Raw genomic sequence first — 10114 nt, 5'->3', positions numbered from 1 at the left:
ACTAATACCAATCGACTTAAATATTTAACCATTCTAGCGAGCTAAATAAAGCGCTAACTGCGTTATAAATTTTAAATTAATATTTGCTGTAAATGGGACGCGGGATTGCAGTACCCAAAATAAACCAAGTAATAAAATATTGAGTGGTGTAAAAAAGCCGCTACAGCGGCTTTTTATAAACTCACTAAACACTACTTAGTATATGCGCGCGGCATTTCTGAATCCGTTGTATAACGTTTGCGAAGTTTATCTTGACGAGCTTCAGTTGACACCTCTTCTCCATTGATGAACATTTTAGTTACATGGCTTTTAAAATCAAATGGGTCATCATTCCACATAACTAAATCTGCCGCTTTACCAACTGCAACACTTCCTGCATTAATGCCAAACACATCAGCAACGTTCGCGGTGATCGCTTTTAATGCTCCTTGTTGTGTCATTCCGTAAGATACTGCATTACCCGCATCAAAACGCAGTTGATAAACATTATGACTGGCATCACCCGCGATTGATAACAAGACCTTCACACCTGCTTTTTCAAGCTTGCCGGCATTGTCTAAACTAGCATGGAGCGAATCAAAACTACCAGGCAAACTTTCCATCGCGCTGACAATGACGGGGACACTCGCTTGTGCTAGCTGCTCTTTCACAACCACAGCATCCTGAGCACCCGCAATCACTAAATTAACTGAAAACTGCTGCTTAAGTTTGATTAACTCAATAATGTCAGCCGCACGAGATGCTGTGACTAATAAAGGCATTTCACCCGCTAACACCTTTGTGAGAACGATGTCTTCAGTACTTGGGGTCGCATCATCTTTTTTCTTTTTGTTTTTTTGTTGCTGCGCTTCGAGTTTATCAACAAGGTTTTTTAGTGCCATAGCACGTGAACCTTTGCTCTGCTCTCCTAAGTGCACCACCAATGCTGCATGTGTTTGTTTTTCGCTGGCAAACTCACCGCTTAAGTCAACAACACTGGCAAGGCCTGCAAAAATACTGTCGCCACCTTGTGGAGTGATCACATCACGGGTGATCCCCCCTTTGCGAGCATATGGGATCAAACTCGAGTGAGCATTGAATGCTAAGCTTGGGTCAAAATCGATGCTTGCTTTATCATCGCCACCATCACGTGATCCAGCAACAGCACCTACTTCAACTAAACCTAACTGATTCATACTCCCAATAAAGCCTGGCGTCACAATTTGACCCTTAGCGTCAATGATAGTGTCAGCGTCAACTTTAGCTGGATTGATCGCTGTAATTTTGCCCTCATCCATTATAATGCTGGCACCTTGTAACACGCCTTGCTCAGTAGAGGTATGTACGGTGGCATTAATGATTGCAATTGATTGCGCATCAACCGCTGTACTTGCTAATAAACCAGCAGCAACTAGCGAGAGCGAAAATGAATGTGTTAATTTTGTCATCCTAGTTACTCCTTATTTTTGACCTAACAGAAAATCACTTTGAGCTTGGTAAGTGTCATCATAGCGATCATATACTTTTGCACCATCAACAAAGACCTGTTCAGCTTTAGCATAAACACTAAATGGGTTTTGGTTCCAAATGACCACATCACCTTGCTTGCCCGCTTCAAGTGAACCTGTTTTGTCAGCAACACCTAATGCTTTTGCAGCATTTGAAGTGATCCATTTTATTGCATGCTGTTCAGAAATATTAAAGCCATTATCGTTAGCACGGTACATGACCTTGCCAGCTTCTTGGTTTAAGCGTTGAATAGTAGTATCAGAATCGGAGTGTACAACCGCACATGAATTTTTCACCGCATCAACAATTGCTACGTTTTCTTGTACCATATCGTAGGCTTCCATCTTAAAGCCCCACCAATCTGGCCACAGCGCAGCACATGAACCGTTATCTGCAAGTAGGTCAGCAATTTTATACGCTTCAATGCCGTGATGGAAAGTCCCTGCGTGATAACCAAACTCTTTTGATAGATCAATCATCATCGCCATTTCTTCTGCTTTGTAGCAATGATTATGGATCATGACTTCGCCTTCTAATACGCCACGTAATGTATCGTATTTAATATCGCGATGCGGAACTTCAGGGTTTTTACCTGCAGCGTAATCAGCGTCGTACTTATCCCACGCACGCTTATATTCAGTAGCACCAATCCACGCTGTGCGATAGCCTGCCATATTACCCATTCGCGTTGATGGTAATACCCCTTTACGGCCATAAACGCGTTTCGGATTTTCACCACAGGCCATTTTTAAACCATAAGGAGCATCAGGAAATTTCATTCCTTGCATCGTGTGTGCTGGTACATTTTTCAATGTCACACCACGGCCGCCAAATAAATTAGCTGAACCGGGTAAAATTTGTAATGAAGTAACCCCACCTTCACGGGCGCGGTTAAAACCGGGATCTTGTGGCCAGATTGAATGTTCAACCCACACTTCTGCAGTGTTCGGGCTAGTCATTTCATTACCGTCTTGGTGAGATTCAACTGACGGGCTAGGATAAGCACCTAAGTGTGAATGCACGTCGATTAAGCCTGGGGTTACCCATTTGCCTTGCGCGTCTATTGTAAGGTCGGCTTGTGCCGTAAGGTCTTTACCAACTTGTTGCACTTTACCGTCAACAAGCAATACGTCAGCTTCTTCTAAACGCTCGCCAGTACCAGTTAAAACCGTTGCATTGGTGATCAACGTTGTTGTTGATTTAAGTGCTTTGTAGGTACTTGGGTATGGGTTTTTATTAATTGTTACTTTTTCGTCTTGTGGGTCATTATCTTGGCAACCCGCTAAAGCGACGCCAAGAGCAACAACCAGCAATGATGGAGCAAATTTTTGCATCATGTTAATCCCTGTTATTTTTTTATTACTGTATATAAATGTATTTTATAAAGCTAAAAAATAAGCCAAGTCTGCATTTATATAAGATGAATGTAATTTATATGTTATTTCTTAATATAATTGTTATACAACTGCTCAAGCGCCTCTTCGGTAGTAAGACTGGGATCTTTGCTAATAAAATGCTTAACAGTACGTGTGACAAAATCGGAGTTTTGTTTATGTAACTTTGAAAAATCTTTAATTAAACAGTTACCATCTTTAGCTGCTGTTACTTTATCGTGGCGGTGACGATACTGACTAAGCGCTTTATTAAAATCACCTTGATAATCTTCGACTAATATCTTGTAAAAATCGCTTTTTTGTACTTTCAATGAACTAACACAGTAGTTTAATGCCTCTTTAAAGTCAGTAAAGGTAACACCTTCAACATCAAACTCTGCGGTTTTTTCACGTACCGTCACTTTCGCTTCTTCAGTTGCATAACTAAAACCACTAAAGGCTAAACGCTCTGCGGCTTCTTTACCTAAAGCCATCCCCGCTTTAATACTGTGTGCAAATTCATCGCTCATATCGCTAAGTTCATTCTCGTGCCACATATTGTAAACACGCAATGGTTTTGCATATTTAGCATTGAGTTTACTTTTTAATTTAGTAAAGCGTTCGTCGATAGTCATTAAACGCTCATTATGTAATATCGCATGGCACTCATAACACGCCGCAATACTAATAAACTCTGCATCTTCACCTAAATCAATAATGCTTTGTAGCATATGCAATGGCGGGCAATGATCGCGCTCAGTCGCTTCACAACCGCAATAAAAACAACGATTAAAATTATGCTGTTCACAGGCGTAAGCTTGCTGGTAATAACTCGCCAATGTTTTACTCACAGAGTCTCCTAATAGGCTGGTACTTTTTAAATCAAACGATCATAACAGGGATTCATAATATGTCAGCAATGCTGTCCAATAAAGTGTATTTACTCTAAAGTAAATATCATGTAAAACCAATGAAAACAGTTTGAAAAACAAACAAAATCAATAAAAAAAATGAAAAATAAATCCTTGAAAGTGTGTCTGGATACACACATTAATAACTTTATTATCAATTACTTACTATAAATGTAAGCTATTCACATATGCTGTTACATCTTGTCGATTTTCATTTACAGCTTTCATCAGAAATATAGCCAATAATACATTCGTCAACAAGACAACACTCAACAACTGGAGAATGATGATGAATACTTTAACGACAACATTTTGCACAACATTACTGTTAGGCACTGCAGCATTAACTGCGACTAATGCAGAAGCTGCACAATTTGTAGCGGCTGATAATACTCCCGGCACGCAGATTTGTATGGCTGTAGCGTCAAATAAGCCCATTAAACTTTATTTAGCCATGAAAGAATTTCGGATGAATAAAAGCAAAACAGCGAGCAAACTACAGTGTAATAATATGAGTATGGCTGAATTTACAGGCACATATGGCTTTGACAGAACAGCAAGTCGCTTAGGTATTGACGCCACTACGGGCACTTCAATACAAGATTTAGCCAAGTTAGAACAACAAACAATTATGGTTGTTGCGGGCTCTAAATAGCATGCTAAAAATGCAATTAATTTAAGCTGGCATGTAGTTGGCCAGCTTAAATTAACTATCTAAACATAAACTAAATAATTGCTGCCACAAGACCAAATAAACCACCAAAGACCCCCCCCCAGACCACAAGCCAGCCTAAATGCTCTCTGATCATGGTTTGTATAATATCCTTCACCATTTTTGGGGTTAGTTCATCTAATCGATCATCAACAAGATCTGATACTGTTGTAAACAATGAGTCACTTGCTAGGCTTGTCTTTGCAAGTTTGTTATTGACCAGCATCTTAAATTCGTCTGTTTGGCTCATCGTTATTAAGGAATCACGCATTTTTGCTATAAAAGAATCGCGCATTGGTTCCACAGCTGCACTGCCACCAAACATCGCTAACATACTGCCAAATTGAGACTGCTCTATCACTTCCAGCAGTGTGTCAAACGCTGGGTTTAAGTCAACGTCGTTGATCACAGGTTGTAGATCAATATCCATTGTTTTATTGCCAAGTAGCTGCGATATTTTTTGCTCTGAGAAAAACTCAGTTAAGATAAGGTTTTTAATTGCAACTTTAAACCCTGCGAACTTCAATTGGATCACACCCGAACCATACAATAACGGTACTTTTTCAAATAACATATGCACTGCGAGCAAGTTAGTTACTGCACCAGAAAGTGCAAATAAGCCGATCGATAGCACAATTGCTTGGTTAAACAAAAAACCTGTAATCACTAACACTGTGGCAATTACATTCGTAATAAGGCTTTTATTCATTCTTCCTCCACTTGAATTATTGTATAAAGCTAAGCAGGTGCTGCTAAATTTGAATTTTACTCTCAAGAGTTTGTTTATTTAACTACTTTTTGCCATAGTTTAGTTATCTGTATAAAAGGTAAGCAATGCTATGTGGAATACGGTTAACGAACAAATCAGCCAAGCTATGCATTTTGACTTTAAACACACCAGTAAACGACAGTTGCAAAGTCCAAATAGCGATAAACTATTTCAAATAAGCGATGGTACTCATCAATATTTTGTCAAGGTCGCACACAGAAACGATTTGGAACGATTTGACAACGAAGCCCACAATTTAAAGTTACTCACCCAAGAGAGCCTATTTATGGTGCCAGATTGTATCACCACGGGATCGAATATTGAGTTTTCATTTATCGTCCTTGAATGGCTTGAACTGGATCAGCAACCCCATACCAACTGGCATATAATGGGCAGCCACCTTGCCAGCTTGCACCTCAAACACCGTCAAGCTATGTTTGGTTTTGATCATGATAACTTTATTGGCCCAACTGCTCAGCCAAACCGCTGGCATAAAAAGTGGAATATATTTTTCGCTGAAGAGCGCATTGGCTGGCAACTACAATTATTACATGAAAAAGGCATTGAGTTAGTTGATAAAGACTATTTTATCGCATTTATAAAAGACATGTTACACAGTCATAATGTACAACCCTCATTACTACATGGTGATTTTTGGCGTGGCAATATGGGATTTATTCACAGTGTGCCAAGTATTTTTGACCCCAGTTGCTATTATGGTGATCGGGAGATCGATATTGCAATGAGCGAGTTATTTGCCCCCCTGCCTGATGCATTTTACATAGCCTATAACAAGCACTACCCATTAACGCAAGGCTATGAGCTACGTAAGTTAGTTTATCAGCTCTACCCTATTTTAAATCATGCCAATATTTTTGCTGGTCACTATCTTACTGAAGCTAAACAACAAATAGATCGACTACTTAAATAAGGCTATTTTTATTGTCAAATTGATGTCATAAATAACTAAAGCAGACTATATTTAATGAGCGTCTAATAGTGGCCAGGGCTAGTTATTGTGGACGTTCGCGTACAACTGCGTAAAGCATAACAATTTATCCACCACTATAAATAGTCATGCTTTATAGCTCTGTTTTGTAAGGTTGGATCAATTATGCAAAATCATCTCTCACAACGGATCAGCTGTCCACATTGTGGTCACCATATTCATATTACCCTTGATGCCAGCGATGGCGATCAAGATTACTTTGAAGACTGCAGCGCATGCTGTAACCCAATCCACTTTAATATGCATATCGACTATGCCAATAGTAAGGTTGAGTTACATATAGACAGTGATGACGAACAAATTTTTTAAGCTAACTAGTACTGTGGTGACTGTTACTGTGATGACTGTAGTCGTAAATAATTTTCCACCGTGTTGATGATAGTGTAGGTTTGTTGATCAACTTCAATATTGAGTCCATCTCCTATTGCAACTTTGCCAATATTGGTGATTGCTAAAGTCTCTGGGATCAAATGTAACCAAAAACCTTGCTCGTCAACTTCACCCACCGTTAAACTGGCGCCATTAACACAGACAAACCCTTTATACAGCACGTACTTTTGCCACTTACTTGGTAAACTTAGTTGTATTTTACAATTACCATCTGTGTGAATAATATTGTTCACTTGGGCAATACAATGAATATGACCAGAGACAATATGCCCGCCCAGTTCAGTACCCAATGTCATAGAACGCTCAAAGTTTACCATGCAACCAGCATCAAGCTTTCCAAGATTCGTTAACTGTAATGTTTCATCAATCACATCAAAATAAACTTCTGCAAGGGCACTATCTGAAATAAGTTGAACTTTAACAACCGTTAGACAACAACCATTAATGGCAATACTGGCACCTAACGCTAACTTCGTAACGTATTGTGGTGAAACTGCGAGCACTAAGCGCATAACACTGTGTTGATAGCTATTTGCAATTACCGTTGCTTGTGTTTGCACAATGCCTGTAAACATAACTTGAACCGCCCTTTAAACATGGATCTATCACTTCGCTTTAGTTTAACCGATCCCAAGGTTCAATACTGTAATGAATAACATCAACTTGCCGCTATAATTTTTTATTCTTCAATTTATCGATTACAATACCCGTCTCTTCTGTTTACGTAGCAAGTGATATGACTTTTTGTAGTTGGGAAGCCAAACGGCTAGTTTCTCTGGCAATCCCCGTTTTTTTAGCACAAGTAACCCTCGTTTTAATGTCTGTGGTTGACACCATCATGGCGGGACAAGTTAGTCCAACCGATTTAGCCGCCCTCTCTATTGCAACAGGTGTTTGGAATCCAGCAATGCTTGCTCTGCAAGGTATATTACTCGCCCTCACCGGTATTATTGCGCAATTTTCTGGCGCTGGCGATAAAACAGGCATCAGCCATTATTTTCAGCAAGGTTTGTATCTTGCTGGAGTATTAAGTGTACTGGGCTTATCCATCGCTTACTTTGCCGATATTATCATTTTAAAGCTTGATACCAGCCCAGCAATTGCCGCTATGGCCTATGACTATATTCATTTTGTTAAATGGGGAATTATTGGTTTTTTAGTATTTAGTGTATATCGCAATATTACCGAAGGCATGGGGATGACCAAGCCTGCTTTTTATATCAGCTTAATTGGCTTAGCTGTCAATATCCCTGCAAATTACATTTTTATTTATGGTAAGTTAGGTATGCCAGCCCTAGGTGGTGCAGGCTGTGGCATTGCCACGGCTTTGGTATTCAGCGCGATGGCTATTGCACAAGTAATATACTGCCAACTGAGTAAAAAAGTCGATGCTAAAACACTGTTAGCTAACTTTAAGACCCCCCAATTTAGTACTATGTGGACCATTACTAAAGTCGGTATCCCTATTTCACTCGCCACTTTTTTTGAAGTCACTTTATTTGCCTGCATACCGCTATTTATCGCTCATCTAGGTGCCGTTGCGGTTGCCGGGCATCAAATTGCAGCCAGTGTAACTACATTATTGTTTATGATGCCATTGAGCTTATCAATTGCTATTAGTATTCGGATCGGCAATTTATATGGTCAACATCACTTTGAGCAACTAAAAAAAGCAATTTCAACTAGTTACATTCTTGCCATGATCATTGCAGCGGTACTAGCAGCTATCACTTTTTTTGGTCGTGACATAATTAGCCAACTTTATACCGATGACGCTCAAGTAATAGCACTGGCAACATCCATTATGATTTTAGCGTGTATTTACCAACTCCCTGATGCGTTACAAGTGTCCGCGAATGGGATTTTAAGAGGGCTAAAACATACAGCGCCCATTTCGTACATTACCTTTATATCATACTGGTTAATTGGTTTTTCATTGGGTTTTATTTTAGCTCGCACCGATTGGATTGTACCAGCCATGGGCCCGCATGGCTTTTGGGTAGGAATTATTGTTGGCTTAAGTGTTGCGGCTATTTTGTTAATGTTAACTGTTGCAAATAGATTCAAATATGAGCCTCTCAAAAACGCGTAATCAACCAAACTGCCAAGATAACCAAGTCAAACGATTTGGTTATCTTGGCACTTTATTCGCTTGTTTACTAATAAGTGCTTGTAGCGATAAACCAACAGATATTAATGAGCAGTATCAGCAGCGACTCGCCACAGCGCTGGACAAACCGCTGCCTGTCACCCCACCATTAAATAACCTTAAATTGACACCTGTTCATAACAACGTTAACTCAGCTACTGCACAGCAATTAAGTATCGTGCAGCTAGCGCAACTGTCTCATTGTAAACTTAACACCCTCATTGCTGAACATAATAGTCAACTGGGCAAAGTTGCCAGCTCAGCCGGCCAATTAACTTATCAAATCCAGTTTATTCAATTAGCCCCAAGCTGCTTAGAGAAATTAAACTCTGAGTCAAAAAGCTACCAAGCCATTAAGCATGAACTTGCCAACAAAAAGCAACAACTATTAAAGCAATTCAACCACTTACTTTACAACGATCCTGAGTTAAAACGTACTTGGCAGCTTACTAGCTATGCACTGGATAACAACCTTGCAGGCCTTGTCGAAACAGAGCTTGCCCTACAAAACTTACTCACTTTAAAACAGCAAATAATACAACAACAATATACACAAATAGATAGCCAAGCACTGTACCCACAGCTCTCCCAGCTACGCCAATTTAACTTTAATCAAGCGTTAGTCAGTGCCGTGCGCCAGCAAACATACTTTAATCACAGCACCAGTCGATATTTAACCAGTATTGATCTTAGAGCGCTCTGCAACCCGCTAAAAAATAAACGCCAAGCGCAAATCGTCAGTAACGTATTTAAAAAGTATTACCTGTCACAATTACAACCCTATCAAGCGCAACTATCAGGCGCTTTAGAGCGACTGATGCCGTTGTACCAAGCACTTTGGCTAGACTCTACAACTAATCAACCTGAGCTTAGGGCATTGCTGCAACAACAACCCAGTAACTTACTCACCGCATTCAAAGAATCTGCAAAAACACACGTTACTTGGTGGCAAAAGTTTTACAAAAAGTGTGAAATCAGCCCAATATGAATAAAAAAACGGCAAACAAACCAAAAATGTATAAACGAGCTTGATTCACTTAACCGCACGCTATATATTAGCGACCGTTGTTAAGCAATTAACACCTTAAATTTATGATACGACCGTAGCTCAGTTGGTTAGAGCACTACCTTGACATGGTAGGGGTCGGTGGTTCGAATCCACTCGGTCGTACCAAATTTAAGTGATTTTTAAATAAAGTACAATCGAAGGAAAAAGCACTACCAACTCTTGATCACCCGATCCAAGAGTCAGTGGTTCAAATCAACTCGGTCGTACCAATCATTAAGAAAAAAATAAAAAACACAGAAAATAC

10 protein-coding genes and 1 tRNA gene are annotated in these 10114 nt (G+C 39.8%); 6 read left to right on the top strand and 5 right to left on the bottom strand.

Going from position 1 to position 10114, the window contains the following annotated elements; all coding sequences use genetic code 11:
- Positions 1–191 precede the first annotated feature (191 nt).
- From CWB85_RS20865 to CWB85_RS20855, 3 genes are all read right to left on the bottom strand, one after another.
- Positions 192–1427 (bottom strand): amidohydrolase family protein, encoded by a 1236-nt coding sequence (locus tag CWB85_RS20865; RefSeq protein WP_138555928.1) that lies wholly within the window; start codon positions 1425–1427, stop codon positions 192–194.
- Positions 1428–1439: 12 nt separating this feature from the next.
- Positions 1440–2822 (bottom strand): amidohydrolase, encoded by a 1383-nt coding sequence (locus CWB85_RS20860; protein WP_138555930.1) that lies wholly within the window; start codon positions 2820–2822, stop codon positions 1440–1442.
- 104 nt (positions 2823–2926) lie between these two features.
- Positions 2927–3712, bottom strand: a complete 786-nt coding sequence (locus CWB85_RS20855) for a hypothetical protein (RefSeq protein WP_016709266.1) — start codon at positions 3710–3712, stop codon at positions 2927–2929.
- A gap of 346 nt (positions 3713–4058) precedes the next feature.
- On the opposite strand from CWB85_RS20855, the gene CWB85_RS20850 reads away from it, so the two are divergent.
- A complete protein-coding gene (locus CWB85_RS20850) occupies positions 4059–4427 on the top strand; it encodes a DUF3718 domain-containing protein (RefSeq protein ID WP_249314942.1) in 369 nt (122 codons plus the stop codon).
- A 70-nt stretch (positions 4428–4497) separates the two neighbouring features.
- Here CWB85_RS20850 and CWB85_RS20845 read toward each other — a convergent pair whose 3' ends face one another.
- Positions 4498–5193, bottom strand: coding sequence for a DUF445 domain-containing protein (locus tag CWB85_RS20845; protein ID WP_138555927.1), 696 nt, complete (start codon positions 5191–5193; stop codon positions 4498–4500).
- A 130-nt stretch (positions 5194–5323) separates the two neighbouring features.
- Here CWB85_RS20845 and CWB85_RS20840 point away from each other — a divergent pair, with 130 nt between their 5' ends.
- Positions 5324–6184: a fructosamine kinase family protein gene (locus CWB85_RS20840; RefSeq protein WP_016709263.1), complete on the top strand. Its 861-nt coding sequence runs from the start codon at positions 5324–5326 to the stop codon at positions 6182–6184.
- A 183-nt stretch (positions 6185–6367) separates the two neighbouring features.
- Positions 6368–6571: a CPXCG motif-containing cysteine-rich protein gene (locus CWB85_RS20835; protein WP_016709262.1), complete on the top strand. Its 204-nt coding sequence runs from the start codon at positions 6368–6370 to the stop codon at positions 6569–6571.
- A gap of 23 nt (positions 6572–6594) precedes the next feature.
- Here CWB85_RS20835 and CWB85_RS20830 read toward each other — a convergent pair whose 3' ends face one another.
- On the bottom strand, positions 6595–7227 hold the full coding sequence (locus CWB85_RS20830) for a riboflavin synthase (protein ID WP_016709261.1): 633 nt from the start codon (positions 7225–7227) through the stop codon (positions 6595–6597).
- A 161-nt stretch (positions 7228–7388) separates the two neighbouring features.
- Between CWB85_RS20830 and CWB85_RS20825 the strand changes: the two genes are divergently transcribed.
- The 3 genes from CWB85_RS20825 (at position 7389) to CWB85_RS20815 (ending at position 9975) form a co-directional block, all read left to right on the top strand.
- Positions 7389–8744: an MATE family efflux transporter gene (locus CWB85_RS20825; protein WP_016709260.1), complete on the top strand. Its 1356-nt coding sequence runs from the start codon at positions 7389–7391 to the stop codon at positions 8742–8744.
- Entirely contained in the window at positions 8722–9789 is a 1068-nt protein-coding gene (locus CWB85_RS20820; protein WP_138555926.1) for a DUF3080 family protein, read from the top strand. Before CWB85_RS20825 ends, CWB85_RS20820 begins: the two co-directional genes overlap by 23 nt.
- Before the next feature lie 109 nt (positions 9790–9898).
- Positions 9899–9975 (top strand) — tRNA-Val (locus CWB85_RS20815).
- Positions 9976–10114: the final 139 nt, after the last annotated feature.

Origin of the sequence: Pseudoalteromonas sp. S1727, from assembly GCF_005886375.1 — a bacterium.
Taxonomy (GTDB): domain Bacteria; phylum Pseudomonadota; class Gammaproteobacteria; order Enterobacterales; family Alteromonadaceae; genus Pseudoalteromonas; species Pseudoalteromonas haloplanktis.
This window is presented reverse-complemented; position numbering and strand designations above follow the sequence as displayed.

Excerpts from the sequence above, each read along its gene's own strand:
- CWB85_RS20850 (WP_249314942.1), top strand. The coding sequence starts at position 4,059 with ATGATGAATACTTTAACGACAACATTTTGCACAACATTACTGTTAGGC.
- CWB85_RS20825 (WP_016709260.1), top strand. The coding sequence starts at position 7,389 with ATGACTTTTTGTAGTTGGGAAGCCAAACGGCTAGTTTCTCTGGCAATC.
- CWB85_RS20865 (WP_138555928.1), bottom strand. The coding sequence starts at position 1,427 with ATGACAAAATTAACACATTCATTTTCGCTCTCGCTAGTTGCTGCTGGT.
- CWB85_RS20845 (WP_138555927.1), bottom strand. The coding sequence starts at position 5,193 with ATGAATAAAAGCCTTATTACGAATGTAATTGCCACAGTGTTAGTGATT.
- CWB85_RS20820 (WP_138555926.1), top strand. The coding sequence starts at position 8,722 with ATGAGCCTCTCAAAAACGCGTAATCAACCAAACTGCCAAGATAACCAA.
- CWB85_RS20835 (WP_016709262.1), top strand. The coding sequence starts at position 6,368 with ATGCAAAATCATCTCTCACAACGGATCAGCTGTCCACATTGTGGTCAC.
- CWB85_RS20840 (WP_016709263.1), top strand. The coding sequence starts at position 5,324 with ATGTGGAATACGGTTAACGAACAAATCAGCCAAGCTATGCATTTTGAC.
- CWB85_RS20860 (WP_138555930.1), bottom strand. The coding sequence starts at position 2,822 with ATGCAAAAATTTGCTCCATCATTGCTGGTTGTTGCTCTTGGCGTCGCT.
- CWB85_RS20830 (WP_016709261.1), bottom strand. The coding sequence starts at position 7,227 with ATGTTTACAGGCATTGTGCAAACACAAGCAACGGTAATTGCAAATAGC.